This window comes from Pedobacter namyangjuensis, assembly GCF_003313325.1.
Lineage (GTDB): Bacteria > Bacteroidota > Bacteroidia > Sphingobacteriales > Sphingobacteriaceae > Pedobacter > Pedobacter namyangjuensis.
On sequence record NZ_QMHQ01000002.1, the window covers coordinates 509,109 to 533,705 of the forward strand.

Annotated in this window: 25 protein-coding genes and 2 tRNA genes; 14 read left to right on the forward strand and 13 right to left on the reverse strand. The window is 35.7% G+C overall.

Translation table 11 applies throughout. The features are described from left to right. Positions 1-150: 150 nt before the first annotated feature. From DUT69_RS09345 to DUT69_RS09375, 6 genes are all read right to left on the reverse strand, one after another. Positions 151-1,326 (reverse strand): glycoside hydrolase family 88 protein, encoded by a 1,176-nt coding sequence (locus DUT69_RS09345; RefSeq protein ID WP_113652962.1) that lies wholly within the window; start codon positions 1,324-1,326, stop codon positions 151-153. Positions 1,327-1,328: 2 nt separating this feature from the next. Next, positions 1,329-2,204 (reverse strand): hypothetical protein, encoded by an 876-nt coding sequence (locus DUT69_RS09350; protein ID WP_162796235.1) that lies wholly within the window; start codon positions 2,202-2,204, stop codon positions 1,329-1,331. A gap of 138 nt (positions 2,205-2,342) precedes the next feature. Then, positions 2,343-2,807, reverse strand: coding sequence for a MaoC family dehydratase (locus tag DUT69_RS09355; RefSeq protein ID WP_113652964.1), 465 nt, complete (start codon positions 2,805-2,807; stop codon positions 2,343-2,345). A 35-nt stretch (positions 2,808-2,842) separates the two neighbouring features. Beyond that, positions 2,843-3,310, reverse strand: a complete 468-nt coding sequence (locus DUT69_RS09360) for a pyrophosphohydrolase domain-containing protein (protein WP_113652965.1) — start codon at positions 3,308-3,310, stop codon at positions 2,843-2,845. A 170-nt stretch (positions 3,311-3,480) separates the two neighbouring features. Then, positions 3,481-4,365: a DMT family transporter gene (locus DUT69_RS09370; protein ID WP_113652967.1), complete on the reverse strand. Its 885-nt coding sequence runs from the start codon at positions 4,363-4,365 to the stop codon at positions 3,481-3,483. Between the two features lie 4 nt (positions 4,366-4,369). Next, positions 4,370-4,909: a GNAT family N-acetyltransferase gene (locus DUT69_RS09375; RefSeq protein WP_113652968.1), complete on the reverse strand. Its 540-nt coding sequence runs from the start codon at positions 4,907-4,909 to the stop codon at positions 4,370-4,372. Positions 4,910-4,981: 72 nt separating this feature from the next. Between DUT69_RS09375 and DUT69_RS09380 the strand changes: the two genes are divergently transcribed. Next, positions 4,982-5,851, forward strand: a complete 870-nt coding sequence (locus DUT69_RS09380; RefSeq protein WP_113652969.1) for a LysR family transcriptional regulator — start codon at positions 4,982-4,984, stop codon at positions 5,849-5,851. Positions 5,852-5,899: 48 nt separating this feature from the next. Here the strand turns inward: DUT69_RS09380 and DUT69_RS09385 are convergent. From DUT69_RS09385 to DUT69_RS09405, 5 genes are all read right to left on the reverse strand, one after another. After that, a tRNA-Pro gene (locus DUT69_RS09385) sits at positions 5,900-5,973 on the reverse strand. 348 nt (positions 5,974-6,321) lie between these two features. After that, a complete protein-coding gene (locus DUT69_RS09390; protein WP_113652970.1) occupies positions 6,322-6,906 on the reverse strand; it encodes a YdeI/OmpD-associated family protein in 585 nt (194 codons plus the stop codon). Positions 6,907-7,207: 301 nt separating this feature from the next. Beyond that, entirely contained in the window at positions 7,208-8,584 is a 1,377-nt protein-coding gene (locus DUT69_RS09395) for a PAS domain S-box protein (RefSeq protein ID WP_113652971.1), read from the reverse strand. A gap of 180 nt (positions 8,585-8,764) precedes the next feature. Beyond that, positions 8,765-8,851: transfer RNA gene (locus DUT69_RS09400), tRNA-Ser, on the reverse strand. Between the two features lie 64 nt (positions 8,852-8,915). After that, entirely contained in the window at positions 8,916-10,994 is a 2,079-nt protein-coding gene (locus tag DUT69_RS09405; protein WP_394341240.1) for an HD family phosphohydrolase, read from the reverse strand. Positions 10,995-11,213: 219 nt separating this feature from the next. Between DUT69_RS09405 and DUT69_RS09410 the strand changes: the two genes are divergently transcribed. From DUT69_RS09410 to DUT69_RS09445, 8 genes are all read left to right on the forward strand, one after another. Further along, complete coding sequence (locus tag DUT69_RS09410; protein ID WP_113652972.1) at positions 11,214-12,071, forward strand: SPFH domain-containing protein; 858 nt, start codon at positions 11,214-11,216, stop codon at positions 12,069-12,071. Continuing rightward, positions 12,071-12,604 carry a hypothetical protein gene (locus tag DUT69_RS09415; RefSeq protein ID WP_113652973.1) on the forward strand — a complete coding sequence of 178 codons (534 nt, stop codon included), beginning with the start codon at positions 12,071-12,073 and terminating at the stop codon, positions 12,602-12,604. Before DUT69_RS09410 ends, DUT69_RS09415 begins: the two co-directional genes overlap by 1 nt. Beyond that, entirely contained in the window at positions 12,594-12,770 is a 177-nt protein-coding gene (locus DUT69_RS09420; RefSeq protein ID WP_113652974.1) for an Arc family DNA binding domain-containing protein, read from the forward strand. Before DUT69_RS09415 ends, DUT69_RS09420 begins: the two co-directional genes overlap by 11 nt. Before the next feature lie 221 nt (positions 12,771-12,991). Further along, entirely contained in the window at positions 12,992-14,170 is a 1,179-nt protein-coding gene (locus tag DUT69_RS09425) for an acetyl-CoA C-acyltransferase (protein WP_113652975.1), read from the forward strand. A 22-nt stretch (positions 14,171-14,192) separates the two neighbouring features. Then, positions 14,193-15,119 (forward strand): hypothetical protein, encoded by a 927-nt coding sequence (locus DUT69_RS09430; RefSeq protein ID WP_113652976.1) that lies wholly within the window; start codon positions 14,193-14,195, stop codon positions 15,117-15,119. Between the two features lie 78 nt (positions 15,120-15,197). After that, entirely contained in the window at positions 15,198-16,859 is a 1,662-nt protein-coding gene (locus DUT69_RS09435) for a peptide MFS transporter (RefSeq protein WP_113652977.1), read from the forward strand. A gap of 57 nt (positions 16,860-16,916) precedes the next feature. Beyond that, the gene (locus DUT69_RS09440) at positions 16,917-18,503 is read left to right on the forward strand and encodes a peptide MFS transporter (RefSeq protein ID WP_113652978.1); all 1,587 of its coding nucleotides are present in this window, start codon (positions 16,917-16,919) and stop codon (positions 18,501-18,503) included. A gap of 113 nt (positions 18,504-18,616) precedes the next feature. Continuing rightward, positions 18,617-19,366, forward strand: coding sequence for a polyprenol monophosphomannose synthase (locus DUT69_RS09445; RefSeq protein WP_113652979.1), 750 nt, complete (start codon positions 18,617-18,619; stop codon positions 19,364-19,366). A gap of 22 nt (positions 19,367-19,388) precedes the next feature. Here DUT69_RS09445 and DUT69_RS09450 read toward each other — a convergent pair whose 3' ends face one another. Next, on the reverse strand, positions 19,389-20,573 hold the full coding sequence (locus DUT69_RS09450; protein ID WP_205314244.1) for a BaiN/RdsA family NAD(P)/FAD-dependent oxidoreductase: 1,185 nt from the start codon (positions 20,571-20,573) through the stop codon (positions 19,389-19,391). Between the two features lie 278 nt (positions 20,574-20,851). Here DUT69_RS09450 and DUT69_RS09455 point away from each other — a divergent pair, with 278 nt between their 5' ends. From DUT69_RS09455 to DUT69_RS09470, 4 genes are all read left to right on the forward strand, one after another. Next, positions 20,852-21,991 (forward strand): 5-(carboxyamino)imidazole ribonucleotide synthase, encoded by a 1,140-nt coding sequence (locus tag DUT69_RS09455; protein ID WP_113652981.1) that lies wholly within the window; start codon positions 20,852-20,854, stop codon positions 21,989-21,991. Between the two features lie 128 nt (positions 21,992-22,119). After that, positions 22,120-22,602 carry a 5-(carboxyamino)imidazole ribonucleotide mutase gene (gene purE, locus DUT69_RS09460; protein WP_113652982.1) on the forward strand — a complete coding sequence of 161 codons (483 nt, stop codon included), beginning with the start codon at positions 22,120-22,122 and terminating at the stop codon, positions 22,600-22,602. Positions 22,603-22,625: 23 nt separating this feature from the next. After that, complete coding sequence (locus DUT69_RS09465) at positions 22,626-22,940, forward strand: nucleotidyltransferase family protein (RefSeq protein ID WP_113652983.1); 315 nt, start codon at positions 22,626-22,628, stop codon at positions 22,938-22,940. After that, positions 22,921-23,274 carry a HepT-like ribonuclease domain-containing protein gene (locus tag DUT69_RS09470; RefSeq protein WP_113652984.1) on the forward strand — a complete coding sequence of 118 codons (354 nt, stop codon included), beginning with the start codon at positions 22,921-22,923 and terminating at the stop codon, positions 23,272-23,274. Before DUT69_RS09465 ends, DUT69_RS09470 begins: the two co-directional genes overlap by 20 nt. A 43-nt stretch (positions 23,275-23,317) precedes the next feature. Here the strand turns inward: DUT69_RS09470 and DUT69_RS09475 are convergent, their stop codons facing one another. After that, positions 23,318-23,881: a YqgE/AlgH family protein gene (locus DUT69_RS09475; protein ID WP_113652985.1), complete on the reverse strand. Its 564-nt coding sequence runs from the start codon at positions 23,879-23,881 to the stop codon at positions 23,318-23,320. Positions 23,882-23,926: 45 nt separating this feature from the next. On the opposite strand from DUT69_RS09475, the gene pdxH reads away from it, so the two are divergent. Continuing rightward, complete coding sequence (gene pdxH, locus DUT69_RS09480; RefSeq protein ID WP_113652986.1) at positions 23,927-24,577, forward strand: pyridoxamine 5'-phosphate oxidase; 651 nt, start codon at positions 23,927-23,929, stop codon at positions 24,575-24,577. Positions 24,578-24,597: the final 20 nt, after the last annotated feature.

The window sequence follows — 24,597 nt, forward strand, 5'->3', positions numbered from 1 at the left end:
TCAATTGCATTTTTTATAAAATTTTAAAAAAATATATAGCAAATACAAAACCTAAATCATTTATCAATTGATTAACAAATGGTTATAAAACTAAATTTAACGCGTTTTAGAGTTGCTTATATCATTAAATGCACTTAGTTTCAATTCTCATTACCTTTTACTTCGCAATAGCGCTTCTATGTAATAATAATCAGCATAATTAATTGGAACATCTACCTCAGAATTTGCCGTGCGGTGACCTGTACTATGCGCTAAAATAAAACCATAATTCTCACCAATGGCATTTGTGTAACTGTTAGTACTTAATGATGAGAGTATTTTATCTGCAGCCATTTTATAGCGCTTTTTATCCTTGCTATAATCCATTAACTCGTAAAGTGCTGATGCTGTAATTGCGGCGGCCGAAGCATCTCTCGGTGCATCCGGGATTGCCGGATCATTATAATCCCAATATGGAATGCCGTCTGCTGGTGTAATTTTACTATTCAAAATGTAGTTCGCGATAGCGTCTGCTTGTTCTAAATAAACAGGATTTTTTGTGTAGCGATAACATAGCGTATAACCATACAAGCCCCAAGCTTGGCCACGAGACCATGCAGACTCTTTAGCGTAACCTTGTGCTGTTACTTTATTACGTACATTTCCAGAAACTGTATCATAATCCACTACGTGATAGGAACTAAAATCGGGGCGGAAATGATTTTTAATTGTGTTGTTTGCATGGGTTACGGCAATTTTATAAAATGATGAGTCTCTTGTAAATTTAGTAGCCTCAAAAAGCAACTCTAAATTCATCATATTATCAATTATTACGGCATACTTCCATTTATCACCATTATGATCCCAGGATTTTATTACGCCAGCCTTTGCATTAAATCTTGATGAGAGCGACTTGGCAGCCTGCACGACAACCGATTTATAAACTGTGTCCTGCGTTAATTTAAAACCATTCCCAAACGGACAATAAATCATAAATCCCAAATCGTGTGTAGTTTTATTAAATTGTTCTTTTTTAATATCCTCAGTATACTTTTTTGCTAACCACAACCATTTCTCATCTTTAGTAAATTGATAGTAAAACCAAAGTTGTGCCGGAAAAAAGCCACTTGTCCAATCTCGAGATGATACCATTTTAAACTTACCATTCTCTACCGTACGTGGTGATACTTGATCGGGTTTAATTTTTCTGGCCGAATCGACTTTGCTGATTAAAACATCGCTTTGCGCCATAGCACTTTGCATTGATTTTTTAACGTTTACTTTTTGCGCATAGCCCAGGCTTGCAATCGTAAATAAAACCGCAACCATTGTAATTTTCAATTTCATAATTATTGTTTTAATGCCACATTACTAGTTAAGACCAATTTACTCCAACCGTTTTTATCCAACCATTTTAACTCCTTTTTACGTTCTTCCATTATTTTTTTAATTTTCGAAGCATAAGTCCAACAAGTGCTTTGCCTAATACCAAGTTTTTCTGAAAGTTGATGAGAGGAAATATTCCCTTTGTAGCAATAAATTAAGTACAATAAATAAAATGCTTTTTGAATAGGGATTCTGTTATTCTCAAATATCGTTTGGCACAATACAGATTCTTCGTAAGTGCATTTTGTGCAACGTCTATTAAACGGGTTTTTACCATTACAGTAATTGGTATTATTACATTTTTTACAGTGATATCCTGCCTGCCACTTAACGTCTGCTAAAAATTTATAACAGCTTTCTTTTTCTGCAAACTGTTTCGCAAAATGTTCTAAATCATCATCTATTAGTTTTACTGGATGTTTAAACGCGGTTACAATCGTGGGAAAGTGGTCTATTTCTAGCAAAACGTTTAATCGTAAAATTTGCTCTTCTTGCTGTTTTAGAACAGTGTTTTTATGCAACAATTCTAAAGTTTGTTTTTCTAAAAGGATGGTTTTTTGAAGAAGTTCTTTAGATTTTTGTCGAAGCTCTTTGTTTCGCTCGGTCAATTTATTTCCCAAATCGGTTGCAACTTGATTTTTGACGCAAAGCTCGGCTTTTGTTTTGGTTAAGATTTTATTATCGGCCTTACTTTTCCGTTCCGCTTTAAGACAAAAACGAATAGTCAACACAGCGCTAATAATAATAAGAAACAATAATACGATACTTAAACCATCAACAGAAGCAAATGGCAACACTAGTAACCGAGCGTATGGCAAAAGTAGTAGCCAATTAAACATAGGTATAAAGCGTTATAAAAGCGATGAAATTATTTGGTTAGTTTCAATGCTTAAATATATTAACAAATACCCAAATTATATAGCAAAAAGAAAAGGTCTTGCTTACTAAGCAAGACCTTTAAACTATAAAGAAACTTGTTACGCTGTTATAAAGTGATAAAGAAACATCACATCGCCAACATAAGCAGGTTTTGCCTGATCTTTAATTACTAACGTTGCTTCGATATTTACTTTGGTAACGCCTCTTAAATTTACAATATTCTTTAATTTTGCTTTTAATTGAACTTGATCGTTTACCAAAACCGCCTGCCCAAATTTGAAGCTTTCTATACCATAGTTTATCTCCATTTTTATGTTACGGATATCAGCAATTTGTTTCCATAAATATGGGATAAGCGATAAAGTTAAGTAACCATGAGCTATTGTAGTTTTGAAAGGACTGTCTGTTTTTGCTTTCTCTGCATCAATATGTATCCATTGATGATCTAACGTTGCATCTGCAAATTTGGTAATTTGCTCTTGATCAATTGTATGCCATTGAGACACCCCTATTTCTTTACCTAAGTAAGCTTCAAACTCCTGATAACTTTCTACTACTACCATACTATTTTTTTAAATTTTGTTAATTATAGTAATATTTATTTTAATAATCCAGATAAGTTTGCAGGAGAATAATTAATAGATTTTAATGTTTTATGATCTCCATCTCTGTAAACCAAAAACAATCCGTCTATTTCTTTGTGGTAAGCGTTTACATTTCCGTTAGCTTTATAATGTGCAATAGTTGCATCTGCCTCGGCTAAAGTTTTACATGCTTTGCTCATGTTAGAGCGATGAACCTCGTCAAATAACACTTTAAACTTATCTGCCAAGCCAAACTCCAATACTGCTCCTGCTAAAACATATTGTAAATCGCAAAGAGCATCAGCAATTTCTACCATATTAGCATCGTTAACTGCCTCCTGTAACTCTTTAAGTTCTTCGGCAATTAAATCTATCCTTAACTGGCTTCTTTCTTTAGAAGGAATTGTAGCTTGTTCTAAAATTGGGTGCTTAAATGTTTTATGAAACTCTGCAACCTGGCTTAATGCGTTTAAATCTTCCATTTTTACTTTTTTGTGAAGTACGAAGTTTAGACAATTTACAAGAGGAGGCAAATTTTCTTATCAACAATAAAATATTATTAACAAATATCATTAGCCTTTGGCAGACATCAACGAAAAAAAGCTTTCAGGTAGAATACGTCATTCATGCTAAATGCGCCTTTTCAAAATTCTTAAACTAACGACTTTTTGCGAAAGAAAATGCTTTTAAAACTTATCTCCGAAATTAAGGTCGCTAGAAAAATTAATCCACCTCCTACAATCAGTTTCCAGGACAAATCCTCACTTAAAATATAAAACGCTGCTATTGCGCCAAAGACAGGTTCAAAAAGATAGATAACCGAAACTCTTTCGGCGCTAATATAACGTTGTGCAATATTAGATACAGTGTACATAAATGCCGTAGAAAAGAGTGAACAAAAAATAACACCTTGCCAAAATGTTTTTTGCGCTGGTAGCCAAACTGCATCACCGTCTGTTAAAGCTAACCCAAAAGTTAGCAAAGCGCAGGTTGCAAACATGGGCACAATGGTAGGAACAAGACTTTTTAAACTTGCTTTTTTTTCTACCACGATTAAGTATACTGCAAAAGCTACGGCACCCAAAAGTGTGTACAAGTCTCCAGTATTTATTACAAAATGTTGTTTTATTGAAATAACAGATAAACCCGCCAATGCAATTAATGCAGCAAACCAAGTTTTAGAAGGCGCCGCAATGCGATAAAAAAATAATTTAAGCAACGGTACAATTACTACGCTAGTTCCGGCAATAAAAGCAGTTTGCGATGCAGTACTGAATTTTATACCGAGTGTTTGTAAATGTATTCCCAAAAATAAGGGTATGGCCAAAGTTGCTCCTATTCTCATGTCGGACCAACTCATCTGTTTTACGTATTTCAAGAAAACCAACGAAAGCACAAGAGTGGCTACCAAAAACCTATAAAATAAAAATGTACCTGCAGATTCCTGCCCTATTGCCAATTTGGTAACAGAAAATGAAATTCCCCAAAAAGCTGTTCCCAGAATTAATAACAACAGTAATAATTTCTTTTTTTCCATTTGGCTAATGGTTAACTTGCGCTACAAATAAAATTTTCTTCATCAAGATATCAGTCTGTTCTTCATTTCCTAGTCTGAAAATATGTTTATCAAATGGCCTAAAGCCGTTTTTTTCGTAAAAACCAATCGCTTTCAAATTATTTTCCCAAACGCCCAACCACACATAATCTACCTGCAAACTTTCAGCAATTTCAATAGCTTTAGCGTAAAGCATTTGCCCTATTTTTTTACCTTGAAAAGCATTTAAAATGTAAATCCTTTCTATTTCCAAAGCATTTTCATCAGGAAATTCCTTTTGGGCATTGCCAATATTAAGCTTCAGATAACCGATAACTTGAGCATTTAGATAAGCCAAATAAAACTGCGAACAAGTGTTTTCAAGTTCTACAATTAGTTTATCTGTTGAGAAATTTTCTTCAAGATATTTACTCATATTATGCTCGTCGTTTGTTGCCGAGAAAGTTTCAAGAAAAGTTTGTTTACTTATTCCTTGTAGCGCTTCTATATCATCAATCGTAATCTGTTTTATTTCAATATTCTCCATAGGCCAAATCTACGCCAACAATAAATGTTATGAAATGCTATTTTTTCATTTATTAATGATTATTTTGCATTAATGGATTTACGATCGATAAAATATTTTATAGCGCTAGCAAACGAACTACACTATTGGAACACGGCTGCTAAAATGAATATAACACAATCTGCACTTAGCAGGCAAATACAATCGTTAGAGAGCGAGTTAAATGTTGTTTTATTTGACCGAAACAAAAGGAATGTAAAGCTAACTCCGGCAGGAAGTTTTTTAAAACAAAAATGGGAAGTAGAATTAAATGAACTTGATTTTATACACAACTTTGCTAGGCAGATTCATTTAGGTGAACGTGGCACCATTAAAATTGCCCATCCAGATTCAATTTCGGCTTCGATAATGCCAGATCTTTTAGCTACAATTTCAAGCGAGTTTCCGAAACTACAAATTGAGTTGGTACAGGTTCTTTATGAAAATCAGCAAGCGTTTCTTAGCAATTATAAAATTGATTTAGCTATTACTAGAGATACCAATAATACTTCAGGAATAAAATCGACCAAAATTTACACAGATAATTTAGCGTTGGTAGTGCCAGAAGACCATCCTTACAAAACTATTAAAGATGTATCGACATTGTCTTTGGCTGAACAACGTTTTATCCTACCAACTATTGACGAAGGAAGTAGTTACGGTTTAATTATTCAAAACTTTTTTAAATCATTCGATGTAGTTCCTGAGGTTTATTTACAATCAGAATTTGGCTCTACTATTATTGCATTAGTAAAAAAACATTTGGGTATTGCAATATTACCAGATTCTTATTTGCACCATGAAAGTACAGGTCTAAGGTTTATAAAACTCCCTTTCGAAACAGATTTATATATCAATTGGAGAGCAGATGACCACAACCCCGTACTTAGCAATGTATTAAATTTGATTCTGAAAAAATTATAAAAAAACAATAAAGCCTCTTCTACAAATGTAAAAGAGGCTTTATATTAGTCGGGATGGCAGGATTCGAACCTACGACCTCCACATCCCAAATGTGGCGCGATACCGGGCTACGCTACATCCCGAACTTTGGTATCACCTTTACCCCTTTAACAGGGAGTGCAAATTTAATGTTTTTCTATCAAAAACCTAAATTAATTGCAAAATATTTCAATTTAAGCTAGAAAAGAATTAACACCAATCTTATCTAATTAAATACTAAGTGCTTAGCTAAAAAATAATTTCAAATTTTATTCTGATTTATTTCTAACAACAGCTTTTCAGTGGCGCAAAGATAAAAAAAATATCATTTAAACAATTCTAAGTCGGCAATTTGATTTTATTTTTACCACATTATTAGTTAGCTAGCTGTTTATCAAATTATTAATTTTGATAGAAACTTAAACATGATGCCATTTTCGATACTACACCACCTAAAACTGCTTAGGTTTTTGCCTTTTGGACGCTAATTCTACTATTTCTTCAATTCTTTTCTCTCTCGTTTCGGGACGCTTGGCCAAGGCTATCCATTGCAACATTGCTTTTCTTGTAGATTTGCTTAAAGCGTTAAAGAAAAATTCGGCTTCAGAATTTCTTTGTAGCACATTGAACAAATCGTCTGGAACTTTTAATTCTTCAACTTCGTTAAGGCTATCCCACGAGCCGTTTTCCTTTGACCTTTTTATTACGGCTAGACCAGCGTCTGCCATAAGGTTTTCGTTAATTAAGCGTTCTATTTTTTCTTTATTGATTTTTGACCACGTTCCTTTTGGCTTACGCTTAGTAAATAATTGCTGAAAACGTTCGTCATCCAACGACTTTCTTACACTATCTATCCAACCGAAGCATAGCGCTTCATCTACTGCATCACTCCAAGACATGGAATAATAAACACTCTTCTTTTTATAATATATTAACCATACAGATTCTTGTAAACTATGGTTTTCTTTAAGCCATGCCCGCCATTCTCCCCTATTATTTGGACAAATTTCATCTATGCTATTTTTAGATTGACTCATTTTAGTTTCTAATTTGATTCGGTATTGGCTAAGGTAGGAATTTGATGTATTTTAACTTAGGATGTATAAGTATATGATTGCAATTTATAGCTGTACTGAATTTGCATATTAAACCCGATTGCAATGAAAATACTTTTTGTTAATGTTATCTTTAGCTTGGCGAAAGATTTTTGTAGACATGTAGATACTTTGACCAAGCTTAGCATGAAAAGAGTGGTGGTAACATTAACAAAAATATTGTAACGGAAAGCGGGACTGGCCTTATTTATTGACCCGGAAGTGCTTTCCAAAAATTTACAGATTACGTACGTTGCAATATTTCCCTTAATACACTGTCCAAACTATCTGCCGATGCCTTTAAACGAATGGCAATTTCGCGAACTTCGTCGTTGGCCTTTCCTTCAATTTCTATTAAAGCGGTAAGACCAATAATGCTAGATAAAGGACCTCTAACTGCATGTGCCTGAAACCACGATATTTCCTTAAGTTTTTCGTTCTGCGCTTCAATTGCTTTAAGTTGATTTACTCTATCGGAAATATCTTGTATAGAGCCAATTACCCTTTTGGGTTCACCATCTTCATTAAATAAAACAAAAGACCGATCTAAAACACACCGATACGTCCCATCTGCATGTAAAAATCGATATTCGAGGCTAACTCTTTCCTCATGTTGCCTTGCTAGCCTATCAAACTTATCCGAAAGCTCATCAAGATCATCGGGATGCACTTTTCCACGCCACCAATCATAATCATAATTGGTTTTACAGTATCCAAAAATTTTCTCTATCCCTTGGTTCCATATCATCTCTCCGGTTTTAACATCCAAATCCCATACAGCATCGCTGGTAGCTTTAGACACAATGTTAAATCTTGCTATGCTCTCTTCCATCGTTTTTCTAGATTGAACCTCGATGGTACGATCGATTGCCATAACTAGTCTGGCTTTTTTTTCATCGAATGTTACGGTATTGCCTTCTACAAAAACATCTATAATTTCTCCATTTTTCTTTTGATGTTTTACATTGCTTCTGCCAGAAGATTCTTCAGAAAAATTCGATGCCAACAATTTCCTCAGTGTTGGAATCTCGCTCAAAGGTCGAATTTGTACAATAGTCATTGCCATAAATTCCTGCCTAGTATAACCGTAATGTTTAATGGCGGCTTCGTTAACATCTAGAAATTTCAGGCTTTCCAAATCATAAACCCACTGTGGCAAGGGGCTAAAATTAAAAAGGCTACTGTACTTTTCCTTTTCCAGCTCCAAGAGCCTGGTAGATCGCTTACGCTCGGTAATATCTTTAAAATAAACGGATAAGCCTTCTCCAGATGGAAAGCAGGCTACCTCGAACCACAATTTCTTTGATGGGTAGTATTCTTCAAATCTTACTGATACATTTTCCTTTACTGCTCGATGATACTCTTTATAGAATTTCAAAGAAATTGCATCCTGATAAATATCCCAAAGGTTTTTACCAAGAATCATTTCTCTGGGCATTTCTAGCAATACTTCGGCTTGCTTATTCCAATAAGTTACTGTCCAATCGTTGGTAACCTCAAAAAAAGCATCAGTAAAACTCTCTAAAATGTTCGAAATTCTTTGCTGGTACAGATAAAGTTGTTGCTGATAGTCCACATTGCTATCTCGACCTCCATCATTTCTTTTTCGGGACTCGTTCATAACATTAATACAATAGGTGGCTCAAGTTATAAAAAGATTACGTTCTTTTAACTGTAGGTAAAAATCATTTTGTTCATTTCTTGAAATTAGTGGATTTGATGAACGTGATACAAGTTCATTTTCAAAAAATGCCAAAAGCAAAAAGCCCGAAATCAATTTGATTTCGGGCTTTTTGCTTTGCGGAGAGGGCGGGATTCGAACCCGCGGTACCGTTACCAGTACGACAGTTTAGCAAACTGTTCCTTTCGGCCACTCAGGCACCTCTCCTATTCTCGAAATCTCCGTTTCGAGGTTGCAAATATAGTAATTCAATCATGTTTACAAAAAAAAATTACACACTTTGTAAATAATCTATTCGCACATGATAGATGCTCATTAACATCGTCTTGAAAATCAGCTTTATAGTCTCCAAATCTTTTAATGTCAAATCACAGTCATCTAACTGGTTTTGCTCCAATTTGTAATCAATTATCCTTTCTACTAGATCACTTATGCTTTGTGCATCTGGATTTTTAAGGCTTCTCGATGCTGCTTCTACCGAATCTGCCAACATTAAAACGCCCGTTTCCTTAGAAAAAGGAATTGGCCCGGGATAGCGGAAAATGTTTTCGTCGACGAATTTTTCTGGTGAGTTTTTAAGAAAAGATTGGTAAAAATAATCAACTCGGGTATTACCATGGTGCGTCCGGATAAAATCAATTACACTTTCTGGCAACTTATGCTTTCTGGTAATCTCAATACCTTTGTGTACATGCTTAATAATAATTTGCGCACTTTGCTCGTAAGGCAATTTATCATGCGGACTTAGCGCCGTATTTTGGTTCTCGATAAAATACTGGGGATTTTCCATTTTCCCCACATCGTGATATAAAGCGCCTGCCCTAACCAGTAAAGCATTACCGCCAATTTTAAAGATGGCTGCTTCGGCAAGGTTGGCTACCTGCAACGAATGTTGAAATGTACCAGGAGCTTTAAAAGCCAGTTCTCTAAGCAACTTATTGTTAGTATTTGTAAGCTCAATTAATGCCACATCAGACGTTATACCGAAAACGCGTTCGAAAGCATATATTAACGGGTAAGCTAGTAAAGAAAGTAAAACACTAAATACAAAAGGTAAAAATTTTGTCCATTCTATTTGAGAGAAATCTCCTTCTCTAAGCAAAGCGATGCCAACAAACGAAACAAAGTATGCCCCTAAAATAAAAGATGCCGAAATTAATAACTGTTCTCGTTTAACTAGATTTTTAATGCTGTAAATTGCTACCATACCTGCAGTTGTTTGATAGAAAACAAACTCGAAGCTGTTGGGCACAAAAAATCCTGCAATTAAAATTACGAGCAAATGCAAGTTCAGCGCTAAACGCGTATCAAACAAAATTCTAATAATGATAGGTACAATACAGAATGGAATAAGATAGAGACTATCGAGTTGTAATTTTATAGCCCAAGTTAGCGCCAACAACATCGAGGTTACAACCAACAAAATCAATAAAAGCTGTCGGTTGTCTGCAAAAATATCTTTTCTAAAAAGATATAAGAAAACCATTAATAGACTAATAACAAACCCAACCAAAAATACCTGACCTAAAAAAACCAGTTTATTATCGCCCACACTTTTGGTTTGCGCTTCGTACGTTTCTCTAAAAGACAATAGCTTCTGATAAACCTCATCGTCAACGTACATGCCTTTCGAAACGATAATTTCGCCTTTTTGCACCATTCCCTTTGTAGTGGAAAGACTGTTAACAGTGCTATTTTCTACAACTTTTGTTAATTCTTCATCAAAAATTAAATTAGGTTTTAAATGACTTTCAACCAAGTCTAGAATGGTTTCTTTTACTTTTAAATCTATGGCTTTGTAATTATTCTTGAAAAAATCTAATGCGCTTTCTGCCGTAAATACATCTTGAGAATTACTTTTTTCTGAAACATTATTGCGCAAAAGAGAAAATTCGTAGTGCTTTGCATTTTTCTGATGTTTAGCTGTTAGCCCTATAATTCCACGTTTGTAAACAGTCTCCAGCATTTTTAACGCCTGATCTTTGTACTGTTGCTTCTCCCCCTCAGCTAAATCATTCGATTTCCATTTAACATCAAACTCGTTGTTAAATCCTTCGGTTTGTGCGGTTAAAACATCATCTTCAAACTTATAAATTGGCAATACATTATTTAAGGCATCTTTTTTATCAGTTGCCAGTTGCGGATTAGTTTTTAAAATTGCGTAACTAAAGGGCGACACAAGATCTTTGTTTAGCCAAGTTTTTCCTTTTTCAAATTCGTATCTAAATCGAGGTTGCTTAGGCAGGTAAAGTGTAATCACGAGAACGCAAAGCACCATCATTACATATTTAATGTTAGATGAGTATTTGCGGTAGAGAACTTTATGGGAATTCTTATTGATTTTAGCCAAAACTTAAAAAGTTGATATATTCAAAATTACTATTATTTTATCAATAGCCTATTAAACAGCAAAAATTTGCGACAATAATAGATATGCGTTTAACGGTGATTAAACATTTAAAAACCTCTTTCTACAGAAAACATCAACTTTCGAAATACTTTTTATCGCAAAAACATTTGCTTTTCTAAAAATTATTTTGTCTTTTTATGATATCAAATTAATATCATTATGTATACAGAAAAAATTATCAAACCACCTTCAGGTTATTTAACCTTATTTTTATTCTTACTGCTTTTAGTTGGCGGTATTTGCGCATTAGTTGCCGAGTATTTTTTACTGGGAGCCATAACTCTTTTGCTAAACTTTGTTTTGGTTTTACCAGGATTAATTATCGTTAACCCTAACGAATCCAAGGTCTTAACACTGTTTGGAAAATATGTTGGCACCGTAAAAGCCGATGGTTTTTTCTGGGTTAACCCTTTAACTGTAAAAAGAAAACTCTCATTAAGAGCACGTAATTTAAACGGCCAACAGCTTAAGGTTAACGATAAAATGGGTAACCCAATAGAAATTGCAGCCGTAATTGTTTGGCAGGTAAACGAAACCGCTAAAGCAACGTTTGCGGTTGAAAACTATTTGCAATATGTAAACATACAGAGCGAAGCAGCAGTTAGGCATTTGGCAAACACATTCGCTTATGACCATATGGACGATGAAAGTACCGAAATTACTTTAAAAGATGGTGCAGACAAAGTTAGCGTCCTTTTAGAGCAAGAACTAAATGAGCGTTTGTCTAGAGCCGGTATTGAAGTTTCAGAGGCTAGAATTTCTCACCTAGCTTATGCGCAAGAAATTGCAAGTGCAATGCTACAACGTCAGCAAGCTACAGCTGTTATCGCAGCTCGTAAACTTATTGTAGAAGGCGCTGTTGGCATGGTAGAAATGGCTTTAGAAAGACTATCTGAAAAAAACATTGTTGAGCTTGACGAAGAAAGAAAAGCTGCCATGGTTAGTAATTTATTAGTGGTTTTATGTGGCGATAGAAACGTACAACCAGTTGTTAATACAGGCACATTGTATAATTAATGATATTTAAAGAAGAACAGAAACTAAATCTTTGGTGGCTCTATATCCTTTTTGGTATAGAAGCCATCATTATTTTAAGTATAACTTTTCTTGCAAAGGGCGGTATGTCATGGCAACAACTAAAGGAAATTTATTTTGTCCCTATATTGGGCGTATTACTCCCCTTCATCATTATATATATTGTTCAGCAAAACCGATTCTGCCTAGAAATTAGCAAGGAAGGTGTAAGTTATAGATTTTGGCCATTTGCCAGAAAGACAAAGCATATTCCATTTACAAGTATTGATGCAATGTATATTAGAAAATACGATGCGCTTGCCGAATATGGAGGCTGGGGAACTAGACATCGCCTTTGGTTTAAATTAAAGGATAAAGCTTTTATTTTTAACGACAAAAACAAAGGATTGCAATTAGAATTAAAAGGCGGAAAAAAATTACTTTTCAGCATAGCAGACATAGATTCTCTCAACCTATTTCTTATTAATTTAAAAACAACACAACACATAGGAGCCATAGAAACAGATGTCAGATAAAGATAAAAAAGCTTTCGTGTTAAGAATTAACCAAGATCTATTGAAAGAGATAGAACATTGGGCAAGCGCCGAATTTAGAAGCACTAACGGGCAAATTGAGTATTTGCTAAACGAGGCCATAAAAGCCAAAAGCAGAAGTAAAGCCAGAAAAAAAACTGAGGAATAACTTACTCCGTCCCAAATCTTATTTTTTTCTTTTCGAAAAACAAGGTCAGCAACCATTTGGCAAATGCTGCCCCGCCCTTTGCTAATCCCGAAGAAAACGGGAACGCTGTCGGTCGGGTTTAGGTTACAAAGCCACAGCTACAAGTCATAAATCAACTTTTGTGCTTTAAATAAGCTTCAATTTTATAACTTGCGGCAACCAAATATCAAAAATAATATATCATGAAAGAAGTAGTAATTGTTGCCGCAGTAAGAACCCCCATCGGAAGTTTCGGTGGATCATTAGCCTCATTTTCGGCTACTCAATTAGGTGGTTTTGCCATTAAAGCTGCAGTACAAAAAGCTGGTTTAAAGCCAGAACATATTCAAGAAGTTTACATGGGCAACGTGCTTTCGGCCAACTTAGGCCAAGCACCAGCTACGCAAGCTGCAAAATTTGCAGGGTTGCCAGACTTGCCATCTACCACCATCAATAAAGTATGTGCCTCTGGCACAAAAGCAATTATGCTAGCAGCACAAAGTATCGCCCTTGGCCAAAACGAAATTGTAGTTGCCGGTGGCATGGAAAGCATGAGCAATGTTCCCTATTATTTAGATAAAGCTCGTAACGGCTACCGTTTGGGCCACGGCCAAATTACCGATGGTTTAGTAAAAGATGGTTTATGGGATGTTTACAACGATTACCACATGGGCTCTGCAGCCGAATTGTGCGCAAGCGAATGTAACATTAGTAGAGAAGAACAAGATAATTTTGCAATTAGCTCGTATAAAAGAGCGCAATCGGCGCAAGCAGATGGCAAGTTCGATGATGAAATAATTGCGGTTGAAATTAAGGACAGAAAGGGCGAAATCACACTCTTTGAAAAGGATGAAGAACCAAACGCTGTGAAATTTGATAAAATACCTGGATTAAAACCAGTATTTAAAAAAGACGGAACAGTAACCGCGGCAAATGCATCAACCTTAAATGATGGCGCAGCAGCTTTGGTATTAATGAGTGCAGAAAAAGCTGCAGAGTTAGGTTTAAAACCATTGGCTAAAATTCTGGCTTACGCTGATGCACAACAAGCGCCAGAATGGTTTACCACTGCTCCTTCAAAAGCAATTCCCTTAGCCTTAAGTAGAGCTGGTTTAACAACAGCAGACGTAGATTACTTCGAGATCAACGAAGCCTTTTCGGTAGTTTCTTTAGCCAACAACAAAGAACTAGGCTTACAAGAAGATAAGGTTAATGTTAATGGTGGTGCTGTGGCAATTGGTCACCCACTTGGTGCTTCTGGCGCTCGTATAGTGGTTACCTTACTTTCTGTTTTAGCACAAAACAACGGCAAAATTGGTGTAGCAGGAATTTGCAACGGTGGTGGAGGTGCCAGTGCAATAGTTATCGAAAACCTACGTTAATAAGAAAAATCAAAATAAATAAATGCTAAAAGCGATTAAAAGCTCAATCATTATATTTTTAATCGTATGCTGTGCAAATACAAAATTAAATGCACAGCATACTTTTACGGTAGATAATAAACCTCAGCTTAATCTATATCAAGATACCTTAAAAGCTTTGAGTAACGAAGTGGCAAATGCAACCGACGATATGGATCGTTTTGAAAAAAATGCGCTTTTCATCAAAAAACTTACAGTTGCTTTAAAAATCAATAATTCTTTCAATTTTGATTTCGATTCGTTGCAAAGAATTTCCATTTTAAAATCGCCCGATAACTCTTTTCGTATTATTACCTGGTTTGTACCTACAAACGAAGGAACTTATAAATATTACGGTGCCATACAAATGGGCACTGCTAACGGAACACTTAAATTATTTCCATTAATCGACGGCAGCTCTAGCTTGGCAGATACTGATATGATTACTACCAATAAAAATTGGTTGGGCGCACGTTATTACGAAATGATTCCCGTTTTAGTAAATGGTAAATCGCCTTATTTTATTTTTTTAGGTTGGAAAGGAAACAATACTAAAACCACTAAAAAAGTAATAGATGTACTATCTTTTGAAAAAGGTGAACCAGTATTTGGCAAAAACATTTTCCAAACCGTAAAAAATGGCCCACTAAAAAACAGAGTGATTTTCGAATACAACAAACAAAATACAATGACATTAACGGTTGACAGAAATGTTAACATGATTGTATTTGACCACTTGGCTCCTTACGATCCTAAAATGGTTGGCAATTTCGAGTATTACGCTGCAGATTTGAGTTTTGACGGCTATAAACTTAACTGGGGAAAGCTGACTTTAGTTGAAGATGTAGAACTTAAAAACGAACCTTCTGCTAACGATGATTTCTATGGAAAACCCGTAAAAGCATCAACAGTTATCCTTAAGAGAAATTAATTTTGATACTTGCCGTGGTTTTAACACTTGCGAGAACAAGTTGATGTGCCTATATTGCGCCTTGCAAATTTTTAATCTATGCCAACAGCAACTTCTACCAAACATCCTAAAGGTTTAAAGTTTCTTTTCCTCTCAGAAATGTGGGAACGTTTCGGATACTACCTGATGATTGGAATTTTTACCCTTTACCTTAAAGATGTAAAAGCTGGCTTCGCAATGACTGAAGCAGAATCTGCAGACCTTTATGGAACTTTCATTGCCCTAGTATTTTTAACACCGTTTCTAGGTGGCTTAATTGCCGATAGATATTTAGGCTACGCTAAATCCATCATCATTGGCGGTGTTATGATGGGGGTTGGTTACTGTCTAATGGGTGTACACAGCTTGCCAATGCTATATTTAGCAATGACGCTGGTAATTTTTGGTAACGGATTTTTTAAACCTAACATCTCTACCCTACTCGGTAATATTTATTCTACACCAGAATACCAAGATAAAAAAGACGACGGATACAACATTTTTTACATGGGTATTAATGTTGGTGCTTTTATTTGCAACTTTTTTGGCGCAGCGCTTTACATTATGCTGGGTTGGGAATATGCATTTTTAGCAGCAGGTGTTGGTATGTTCATAGGTGTAATTGTTTTTATATCAGGCTTAAAACACTACAGAGCTTTTGACGTAAAAAAAGGAGTCGCCGAAGGCGATATGTCGTTCTTGAAAATTACGTTGTTAATCTTACTCCCTTCTGTTATTGCTGGCGTTATAGGCTGGATTTTACCAAGCAAAATTTTAGGTCATCCATTAGTTGGTTCTACTTCTACTGACGCATTTATATTTGCTTGTTTACCCGTAATTTATTTCTATAGCACGCTATTTTTCAAAGCCAAAAAGGAAGAAAAAAGACCAATTGCAGCGCTGCTAACAATTTTCGCAGTAGTAATTCTCTTCTGGGCAGTTTTTAAACAAAACGGAACTGCCTTAACCACTTGGGCTGATCGATATACCGATAGAGAAGTCAGCAACCCAACTGCTAAAGCAACATTCTCAACTTTAAGCTTATCTCAAACTTTAACTTATAAAAAAGATAGTATTCCTTTGTACGACGAAGCTTTTAGATTACAAAAACAAGATGGCGTAGTGCAAAAAGAGTTTAACTATCCTACTTATTTTAAAAACATACCACAAGAAAAACTACCTCAAGAAAATAGCACAGTTGATTTGTGGGCTACTAACCTAACGCAATCTATTAATCCGGCTTGGGTAATTTTGTTAACACCATTAGTTGTTGCATTTTTTACTTGGCTACGTAGACGAAATAGCGAACCAAGTACAGCAACCAAAATCATTTTTGGGGTATTTATATCGGCAATTTCTGTATTGGTTATGGTTAGCGCAGTTTACGTAGGCAATAACGGCGCAGAAAAAGTATCTGTACTTTGGCTTATGGGAACCTATGGAATTATTACCATCGGTGAATTATTTTTAAGTCCGATGGGATTGTCTTTAGTATCAAAACTTAGTCCGGTTAGAATTACCTCATTAATGATGGGCGGTTGGTTTTTAGCAACTTCAATTGGCAATAAGCTCTCTGGCGTTTTATCCACTTTGTGGGATACCTATGATGACAAAGCAAACTTCTTTTGGGTAAACTTCTCTTTATTGATGGGTTCGGCAATTATAGGATTTGTTTTGTTGAAATGGCTTAACGGAATAATGAAAGAATACGGAATTAAATAATTTTTTATAAACTGCTTTTGCAGCTAAATAATAACACACAAACCCTAAACTAAAAAAATGGCAGTAGAAAACTCTTCCAGCCTGAGCCAAGATCAGGTATTAGATTTACACCTAGAAAATAATGGTGTAGCAACCGACAAGCTGATTAACCACCCGGTTGGTTTATTTGTACTTTTCTTTACAGAAATGTGGGAAAGGTTTAGTTATTACGGAATGAGAGCTTTATTAGTACTCTTCTTAGTAAGCGAAGCCAGTAAAGGCGGTTGGAATTGGACCAGACCAGAAGCATTAAGTTTATATGCTTGGTATACAGGATTGGTTTATTTAACTCCGATTCTGGGCGGTTTAATTGCTGATAAATTGACCGGTTACCGCAAAGCAGTAATTTTAGGCGCTTTAATTATGACATTGGGGCATGCTGCAATGGCAATGGAGGGTATTAATATGAACTTCTTTTACCTAGGACTTGTGTTGATGATGGCTGGAAATGGTTTATTTAAACCAAATATTTCCTCGATGGTAGGTCAATTGTACCCAGCTATTAGCGATAAAAAAGACGCAGCATATACCATTTTTTACATGGGTATTAATTCGGGCGCATTTTTAGGTATTTTAATGTGCGGTTATGTTGGTGAAAAAATAGGCTGGCACTGGGGCTTCGGTTTAGCCGGCATTTTTATGTTCTTTGGAATGTTGCAGTTCTATTTCGGTCAAAAAATATTTGGCGTGATAGGTTCGGCATTAAATACGGTTACTAAAAAAGTAGAATCTAAAGTAGAAGAATTACCAGCAAAAGTTGTTAGCGAAAGGCTATTAGTAATTTTCGTATTGTCGATATTTACGATTTTCTTTTGGATGGTTTTCGAACAAGCTGGTGGCTCTATGACCATCTTTGCAAAGGATTATACTTTGAGAACATTAGATGGTAGCGCAGGCACTATTTTTAAATGGGCAGACGCAGCATTAACCATTTTCCCTCTTCTTGCAGTATCGGTAGTTTTATTTGGTCTAGCTAAACAAATTTTTGCCAAGTATCCGGCTACGATTATTTTTACAGCACTAAGTTTTGTAATTATCTGGGGTCTTGCCATTTGGAAAGTGCAAAAAGAATTTACAGCAGTCGGAACCGAAGTACCTGCATCTTGGTTTGGTATCCTTAACTCTTTCTTCATTGTCTCTTTAGCACCATTCTTCTCTAAATTATGGGAAACTAAATTCAATCCATCAGGACCAGTTAAATTTGGATTAGGGTTGGTATTTGTAGGTTTAGGGTTTGCAGGTTTAGCATACGGCGGAAAAGATATCGCAGCTGGAGCATCAGTTGCTCAGGTTAGCATGTTTTGGTTAATCTTCGCGTATTTCTTCCATACAGTTGGTGAGCTTTGCGTTTCTCCTGTTGGGCTATCGTACGTTAGTAAACTTGCACCAGCTAAATTAGTTGGTTTAATGTTTGGTGTTTGGTTTACCTGTACAGCTATAGGTAATTGGTTAGCTGGTAAAACTGGTGGCTTAATTGATAAAATTAGCACAGAATATTCTATATCAACATTCTTCTTAATATTCACCATTATTCCAATTGTTGCAGGTTTATTATTATTCGCTTTAAACCCACTACTAAAAAAATGGATGAACGGTGTTCATTAAAATATTTTAACATCATTTAACCAAAAGCCCGCAAAGAAATTTCGGGCTTTTGGTTTTTAATAGCTATTTTCGCCATCCAAACCGAAATCGTAAAATCAACAACCAAATCTAAAGTGTCAGATAGCTTAGTTATTATCCCTACGTATAACGAAAAAGAAAATATCGAAAAGATTATTCGCAAGGTGTTTTCTTTAACCTTTCCTTTTGAATTGTTGATTATAGATGATGGTTCTCCCGATGGTACGGCAGGTATTGTAAAGCGATTGCAGGAGGAATTCCCAACTCAATTACATTTAGAGGAAAGAAGTGGCAAATTGGGATTAGGTACAGCTTACATTCACGGATTTAAGTGGGCTTTAACAAAAGGCTACGAGTACATTTTTGAAATGGATGCCGATTTTTCGCACAACCCAGAAGATTTAGTAAGGTTGCGTGGTGCTTGTTTACCAACTAGCGAATTTGTAAACGGCGGTGCAGATGTTGCAATAGGTTCTAGATATGTTAAAGGGGTAAACGTTGTAAATTGGCCAATGGGACGTGTTCTGATGTCTTATTTCGCATCAATGTACGTTAGGTTAATAACAAGAATTAACATTCAAGATGCTACCGCCGGCTTTAAGTGTTATCGCAGAATCGTTTTAGAAACTATCCCGATGGATAGAATTAGATTTGTAGGTTACGCTTTTCAGATAGAAATGAAATTTACTGCCATCAAATTTGGTTTTAACGTTGTTGAAGTACCGATTATTTTTACCGACAGAACCGAAGGAACTTCTAAAATGAGTACAAGAATATTTAGAGAAGCCTTTTTAGGCGTAATTCAAATGAAGATTACCAGTTGGTTTAGAAACTACAAGCGTTAGTTGGCTGTTAGCTTTTTATAAACTACAGATTTTGAGCAATTACAAATCCGCTTGCCCAGGCCCACTGAAAATTGTAACCACCAAGCCAACCTGTAACGTCCATACACTCGCCACCAAAGTACAAACCTGGTATTTTTTTACATTCTAAGCTTTTAGAAGACACTTCATTGGTGTCAATTCCACCACGCATAACCTCTGCCTTATCGTAACCCTTATCGCCGGCTGGCTTAACTTTAAAAAAATGTATGGTTTGATTAACCAATTCTATTTCAAGTTTGGTCAAATCTGCAACAGTTTTGTTTAAAGGTAAAAACTTGCCTAGCGCTTCTGTAAATTTCTTTGCATAAAAACGGTTTAACAAGGTTGATATAAGTATTTTACCATTGTTTGCTCTTTCTGTATCAATAACTTCAACTATGTTTTGATTGGGTAATAAATTGATGTTAAAAGCCTCGCCCCTACGCCAGTAAGAAGAAATCTGTAAAATAGCAGGTCCACTTAAGCCCCAGTGTGTAAATAAAATATTTTCCTCGAAAGAAATTTCGTCGTTGCTTACCTCGCAAAAAACCGAGTTGCCAGACAGTTGAGCATACCATTCTTCGTCTTTTCCAGTAATGGTTAAGGGAACTAAGGCAGGCGCCGTATCTACAATATTTAAATCGTTATTTCTTGCAAAACGCAAAGCGAAATCAGTAGCGCCCATTTTAGGTATCGGTAAGCCACCACTCGCAATTACAACTTTATGTGCTTCAATCGTTTTGGTTTTATCACCAATTAAATAAGAAACTTTAAAACCATTAGCAGTTTTTTCAATTGTTTTAACCTCGGCGTTGCACAATATTTTTTGTTCCATTTCCTCGCAAAGCGAAGTAAAAACTTCTACAATGTCTTTTGCATTTTTATCATCCGGAAATAGCTGTCCTAAAGTTTTCTCCTTTCCAATAATACCGTAGGTTTCAAAAAAACCGATGGTATCTTCAACCGTCCATTGTTTAAAAGCAGATTTTAGAAAATGTGGGTTAGCCGAAATAAACTGGTCGGCACTAGCCCATTGGTTAGTATAATTGCATCTTCCACCGCCAGAAATTAGGATTTTTGCACCAGGCTTGCTGTTTTTTTCTAACAAAACAACCTTCTTTCCCAAATAGCCTGCTTGCACAGCACACATTAACCCGCAGGCACCCGCCCCTATTATAATTGCATCCATTTTTATTGAAGCTTATGGCTAAAACGCAAAAGCTTTAGAGCGCCAAAGTTAGCAAGTTTAGTCGGTAATAGTTGTAGAATTAATTGCTAATAGCCTCCGACAGCAGCGGTATACTTTTGGCAACAAAAACTTTTTAAGTTTTGCCAAAAGATAAAGCGAATGGCGGGAACAAATATAGATAGTTGCACCTTACTTGCGCTTCTGTAAAAAACACCAATAAAAACCCATTCGGCTCTTATTTTTTGCTATTTTTGCGACATAACAATCTTTTTTAAGCAATGGCAAAACAGATAAGCGAATTAAAACTGGGTATATTAGGTGGCGGACAACTGGGCAGAATGCTGATTCAGGAAGCAATTAACTATAACTTAACTACGCTGGTTTTAGATCCAGATGCTGATGCACCTTGCAAGCACATTGCCAATAAATTTGAATGTGGTTCGATAACTGATTTTGATACGGTTTACAACTTTGGCAAAAAGGCAGACATTATTACCATTGAAATTGAAAAAGTAAATATCGAGGCTTTAGAACAACTTGAAAAAGAAGGAAAACAGGTTTTTCCGCAAGCTAGGGTAATTCGGTTAATTCAGGATAAAGGTATACAAAAGCAGTTTTTTAAGGAAAACGATATCCCAACTGCGCCATTTCAATTGGTAAACTCCAAAGAAGAGATGTTAAATTCGGCATTCTCTTACCCTTACATTTTAAAACAACGTAGAGATGGTTACGATGGCAAAGGTGTAATGAAAATTAATACTGCTGCTGATGTTGAAAATGCTTTTGATGCTCCGTCGCTAATTGAAGAATTGGTAGATTTTGACAAGGAAATTGCTGTAATTGTTGCTAGAAATGCCAAAGGCGATATGAAAACCTTTCCGATGGTTGAAATGGAATTTAATGCCGAGGCGAACTTGGTAGAATTTTTAATTTCGCCTTCTACTTACCCAGAATCGATACAAGAACGAGCAGAAAAAATTGCTGTGGACATTGCAACAGCTTTAAACATAACAGGCATTTTAGCAGTAGAAATGTTTGTGACTAAAAACGGAGAAATTTTGGTTAACGAATTGGCTCCACGTCCACATAACAGTGGTCACCAAACAATTGAAGGCAATTATGTTTCGCAGTTTGAGCAACATTTGCGTGCTATTTTTAATTTACCTTTAGGCGATACTCGTTCAATTAGCAATGCTGTAATGATTAACCTACTAGGTGAAAAAGGACACGATGGTGTTGCCAAATATGATGGGTTAGAAAAAATAATGGCCATTGATGGTGTTTATGTTCACTTATATGGTAAAAAATACACTAAGCCGTTTCGTAAAATGGGGCACGTTAGCGTTGTAGATCAAAACAGAGACCATGCTATTGAAAAAGCCCGATTTGTGCAACAAACTTTGAAAGTTATATCTTAAGGGTAAAGCAATCAAAGAAAAGAGCAAAGATAAAGGAGCAAAGAATTAAGAGCAAAGACTAAAGATAAGGGACCAAAAATAAATACGAAACGTTGGTTAATTATCAAAACCAACAAAAAACTAATAGAATGAAAATAGGCATAATAATGGGTAGCAAATCTGATTTAAACATCATGAACGATGCTGCTGAGATTTGTAAAGAGTTTGGTGTAGAATTTGAAATGACGGTTGTTTCTGCCCACCGAACGCCAGACCGCATGTTTAATTATGCTAAAGAAGCGGCACAGAGAGGAATCAAAGTTATTATTGCTGGTGCTGGCGGCGCAGCGCATTTGCCAGGCATGGTTGCTTCAATTACTACTGTTCCAGTAATTGGCGTCCCAGTAAAGTCTTCAAATTCTATTGATGGTTGGGATTCTATCTTATCGATTCTACAGATGCCAAATGGTATTCCGGTAGCTACTGTTGCTTTAAACGCAGCTAAAAATGCTGGTTTACTAGCCGTTCAAATTTTATCAACCGCTGATGAGCGTTTGGTGGCTAAAATGCAAGCGTACAAAGACGAGCTTAGAAAAAAAGTTGAAGAGAGCGCCGCGTCTATGGCTGGTTAAATTTTATTTACCTATTTTTAATTATGGAGAAATTGATTACCAAAACCGAAATCTTAAAACAACTTAAATCTAATGAAAAGCAACTATTAGATTATGGTGTAAAAGAAATAGGACTTTTTGGTTCTTTTTTAACCAACGACGTTAATTCGAGCAGTGATATCGATTTGTTAGTAGACATAAAAAAGGAAAGTAAAACGTTCAAAAATTTTATGTCTTTAAATTATTTTCTCGAAAAACTATTTGGTCGAAAGGTAGATTTGGTAACAAAACAATCGCTTAGTCCATATATTGGCCCCCATATTTTAAATTCAGTTGAATATGTTGCACTCTCAAATTGAGTTTTTAAAGCATATCCTAAAAGAATGCGATTACCTCTGGAGTGAAAGTGAGGAGAACGATTACGAAGATTTTATCAATGATGAACGTTTATCTAAAGCAATTTGTAGAAGCTTGGAAATTATTGGTGAAGCCAGTTCTAAGATAAATCCAGATTTAAAAATAAAATATCCTTTAGTTGCATGGAGAGAAATGTCTGATTTAAGAAACAAGATTATACACAACTATTTTGGGATTGATTATGACATCGTATGGGATGTAGTTATAACGGATATTCCGGAGCTTAAGAGCCAAATTTTGTCAATTGTAAAAGATTTAACTAATCAGCCTACCTAATTTTTATATCCGTTCAATCCGCATCAAAATTGAAAATCTCAAATTAATTCAGACTTGGATCCGATGGAAAATTGCTGATATGTGCATAACGAGGTCCTAAATTGATAATTACCTCACGCCAAAGTTCTTCTTCGTTGCGCTGAAAAATAATATCGGGGTGATAAACATTTGCCACGATCCAAGTATTTTCTTGAATTTCGTCTTTTAATTGCGGAGCCGACCAACCAGAATAACCTAGAAAAAACTTGATTTCGCTTTCATCAATTGCATTGTTATTCAATAAAATTTTTAAGGTTTCAAAATTACCTCCCCAATAAATCCCATCGCCGATAATTTCGCCGCTATTCAACTTATCGTAACACCTATGCACAAAATGTACGGTATCAACCTCAACCGGCCCGCCTATAAAAACACGAAAATCTGCTTGCCATAAATCAGGTATCAAATCTTTAAGCAACATATTACTAGGCTGATTTAATATAAAACCTACCGTTCCTTCTTGTTCATGTTCCGTCATTAAAACTACAGACCGTTTAAAATTCGGATCATTTAAAAAGGGTTCGGAAATTAATAATTTTCCAGATGATGGTTGTACTTCACTTAACATTTACGAAATTTAACAAAAAATTTAAAACTAGACTATTTTCATAATATGGAGTTAACAAAAGAACTGTTGCAAAGCTTAAGACAAGACTATAAGTCGGCAGAATTAACAGAGAATGATGCGAATAAAAACCCTATCATTCAGTTTGAAAAATGGTTTAAAGAAGCTTTAGATGCGCAAATATTTGAGCCCAATGCAATGACATTAGCAACAGCCGATAAAAGTGGCAAACCTAATGCTCGTATCGTACTTTTAAAAGGCGCTGATGAAAATGGATTTAGCTTTTATACAAACTACCTAAGTACAAAAGGAAAAGAACTTAAAAGAAATCCGTATGCTTGCCTGGTATTTTTTTGGGGCGAGTTAGAAAGACAAGTTAGAATTGAAGGAAAAGTAGAGAAATTAGACAAAGAAACTTCAGAAGCCTATTTTCATTCTCGTCCGCAAGGAAGTCAAATTGGTGCCATAGTTTCTCCGCAAAGCCAAGTAATTAGCAACAGAGCTGTTTTAGAGCAAAAGGTCCAGGAACTAACTTCCCAATATCAAGGTAAAACTATTCCGAAGCCGGCACATTGGGGTGGTTACATTGTTATACCAACTTCCATTGAGTTTTGGCAAGGCCGGTCTAGTCGCTTGCACGACAGATTAAAATACGATTTAATTAACGGAAAATGGCAAGTGAATAGGTTAGCACCATAAAACAAAAAATCCCGCTGTAT

Bases quoted from the DNA above. Each gene is read 5' to 3' on its own strand.
- DUT69_RS09345 (WP_113652962.1), bottom strand. From the start codon at position 1,326: ATGAAATTGAAAATTACAATGGTTGCGGTTTTATTTACGATTGCAAGC.
- DUT69_RS09350 (WP_162796235.1), bottom strand. From the start codon at position 2,204: ATGTTTAATTGGCTACTACTTTTGCCATACGCTCGGTTACTAGTGTTG.
- DUT69_RS09355 (WP_113652964.1), bottom strand. From the start codon at position 2,807: ATGGTAGTAGTAGAAAGTTATCAGGAGTTTGAAGCTTACTTAGGTAAA.
- DUT69_RS09360 (WP_113652965.1), bottom strand. From the start codon at position 3,310: ATGGAAGATTTAAACGCATTAAGCCAGGTTGCAGAGTTTCATAAAACA.
- DUT69_RS09370 (WP_113652967.1), bottom strand. From the start codon at position 4,365: ATGGAAAAAAAGAAATTATTACTGTTGTTATTAATTCTGGGAACAGCT.
- DUT69_RS09375 (WP_113652968.1), bottom strand. From the start codon at position 4,909: ATGGAGAATATTGAAATAAAACAGATTACGATTGATGATATAGAAGCG.
- DUT69_RS09380 (WP_113652969.1), top strand. From the start codon at position 4,982: ATGGATTTACGATCGATAAAATATTTTATAGCGCTAGCAAACGAACTA.
- DUT69_RS09390 (WP_113652970.1), bottom strand. From the start codon at position 6,906: ATGAGTCAATCTAAAAATAGCATAGATGAAATTTGTCCAAATAATAGG.
- DUT69_RS09395 (WP_113652971.1), bottom strand. From the start codon at position 8,584: ATGAACGAGTCCCGAAAAAGAAATGATGGAGGTCGAGATAGCAATGTG.
- DUT69_RS09410 (WP_113652972.1), top strand. From the start codon at position 11,214: ATGTATACAGAAAAAATTATCAAACCACCTTCAGGTTATTTAACCTTA.
- DUT69_RS09415 (WP_113652973.1), top strand. From the start codon at position 12,071: ATGATATTTAAAGAAGAACAGAAACTAAATCTTTGGTGGCTCTATATC.
- DUT69_RS09420 (WP_113652974.1), top strand. From the start codon at position 12,594: ATGTCAGATAAAGATAAAAAAGCTTTCGTGTTAAGAATTAACCAAGAT.
- DUT69_RS09425 (WP_113652975.1), top strand. From the start codon at position 12,992: ATGAAAGAAGTAGTAATTGTTGCCGCAGTAAGAACCCCCATCGGAAGT.
- DUT69_RS09430 (WP_113652976.1), top strand. From the start codon at position 14,193: ATGCTAAAAGCGATTAAAAGCTCAATCATTATATTTTTAATCGTATGC.
- DUT69_RS09435 (WP_113652977.1), top strand. From the start codon at position 15,198: ATGCCAACAGCAACTTCTACCAAACATCCTAAAGGTTTAAAGTTTCTT.
- DUT69_RS09440 (WP_113652978.1), top strand. From the start codon at position 16,917: ATGGCAGTAGAAAACTCTTCCAGCCTGAGCCAAGATCAGGTATTAGAT.
- DUT69_RS09450 (WP_205314244.1), bottom strand. From the start codon at position 20,573: ATGGATGCAATTATAATAGGGGCGGGTGCCTGCGGGTTAATGTGTGCT.
- DUT69_RS09455 (WP_113652981.1), top strand. From the start codon at position 20,852: ATGGCAAAACAGATAAGCGAATTAAAACTGGGTATATTAGGTGGCGGA.
- purE (WP_113652982.1), top strand. From the start codon at position 22,120: ATGAAAATAGGCATAATAATGGGTAGCAAATCTGATTTAAACATCATG.
- DUT69_RS09465 (WP_113652983.1), top strand. From the start codon at position 22,626: ATGGAGAAATTGATTACCAAAACCGAAATCTTAAAACAACTTAAATCT.
- DUT69_RS09470 (WP_113652984.1), top strand. From the start codon at position 22,921: ATGTTGCACTCTCAAATTGAGTTTTTAAAGCATATCCTAAAAGAATGC.
- DUT69_RS09475 (WP_113652985.1), bottom strand. From the start codon at position 23,881: ATGTTAAGTGAAGTACAACCATCATCTGGAAAATTATTAATTTCCGAA.
- pdxH (WP_113652986.1), top strand. From the start codon at position 23,927: ATGGAGTTAACAAAAGAACTGTTGCAAAGCTTAAGACAAGACTATAAG.